The following is a 1281-nucleotide window of genomic DNA, read 5'->3' as shown; positions in this document are numbered from 1 at the left end:
CCGTCGGCGACGGCGAAGGCGGTGAAAGCACCGGACACAAGTCCGGCCGCCGGATCGTCGAGATCAAGCGCACGAACAAGGGCGAGCTGACCGACGATCAATGGGACCACATGGCGACCGTCGTCGGCTACATCAAACGGCATCTGGCGCAGGGTGGGCCAGACGATGGCGTCGAGAACTCCAACTGGCGCTATTCCCTGATGAACTGGGGCCATGACCCACTGAAGAAGGACAGCTGACGTCTTCTGTCGCGAAAGGCCAGGGAAGTGGCGCGCGATGCCATTCCAGCTTTCAGGTATTGGTTGTTCCCGTCATCCTAGTCAGCGCGGAAACGGGCTCTGCCTCCACCTGGGGCGGTGGCGCGGGCGTTTGACTCTGATCTTTGGTAGGTCGGTCAGCCACCTTGTCTCAGGTTATTCCTGATTCAAGTGGCGGAGAGACAGGGATTCGAACCCTGGGAGGGCTTGCACCCTCAACGGTTTTCGAGACCGCCCCGTTCGACCACTCCGGCACCTCTCCGCGGGGGTCTGTGGGGGGCCGTTTAGCCAGTGGCGGAGGGGCGTGCAACCCTCTTTCGGCGTCGCTGACGCGAGGGTGGCGAGCGGCTTGACAGGTGGGGGCGAAGCATGGATAAGGCGCGCTCCCGGGCGAAGGTCCGGATTTGCAACCACGCCCGGAGACGGGCGCGCTGTCACAGGGTGGCCGAGGGCCAGGAACGCGCCGAGAGGCGGACCCCCGACGCGGGACAACAAGGAAGACCATATGTTTGCGGTTATGAAAACCGGCGGCAAGCAGTACAAGGTGGCCTCGGGCGACGTGCTCCGGGTCGAGAAGCTGGCCGCCGACGCGGGCGAGACCGTGCAGTTCAACGACGTCCTGATGATCGGCTCGACCGTGGGCGCCCCCTTCGTCGAGGGTGCGGGCGTGCAGGCCGAGGTGATCGATCAGATCAAGGGCGAGAAGACGATCAACTTCGTGCGTCGCCGCCGCAAGCACTCGTCCAAGCGCACCAAGGGCCACCGCCAGCAGCTCACGCTGGTGCGGGTGACCGAGCTGCTCGAGAGCGGCGCCGACAAGTCCGGCGTCAAGGCCGCCGTGGGCGCGGGCTCGGTCTCGTCGGCCGCGATGGCCGCCGCGGCGCCCGCCGCCGCCGCCAAGCCGGAGAAGAAGGCCGCCGCGCCGAAGGCAAGAAGCCGAGGCCAAGGCCGACGACGCGCTGGCCGGGCAGAAGCCGGGCAACCTGCTCGACGCCGCCCGCGACGGCAAGCCCGACGATCTCAA

General features: G+C 66.7%; 2 protein-coding genes and 1 tRNA gene. 2 read left to right on the top strand and 1 reads right to left on the bottom strand.

Features of this window, described 5'->3' with window-relative positions; genetic code table 11:
* On the top strand, window positions 1-239 hold a 239-nt coding region (locus tag OG2516_RS00030; protein WP_007253535.1), incomplete at its 5' end, for a DUF3140 domain-containing protein.
* A gap of 190 nt (window positions 240-429) precedes the next feature.
* Here OG2516_RS00030 and OG2516_RS00025 read toward each other — a convergent pair.
* Window positions 430-519 (bottom strand) — tRNA-Ser (locus OG2516_RS00025).
* A gap of 243 nt (window positions 520-762) precedes the next feature.
* Here OG2516_RS00025 and rplU point away from each other — a divergent pair.
* Window positions 763-1281: 50S ribosomal protein L21 (gene rplU / locus OG2516_RS00020; RefSeq protein ID WP_245544260.1), on the top strand; the 519-nt coding region annotated here is incomplete at its 3' end.

The organism is Oceanicola granulosus HTCC2516 (assembly GCF_000153305.1).
Taxonomy (GTDB): Bacteria; Pseudomonadota; Alphaproteobacteria; order Rhodobacterales; family Rhodobacteraceae; genus Oceanicola; species Oceanicola granulosus.
The sequence above is the reverse complement of the archived record's forward strand: the minus strand, read 5'-3'. Positions and strand labels throughout refer to the sequence as shown.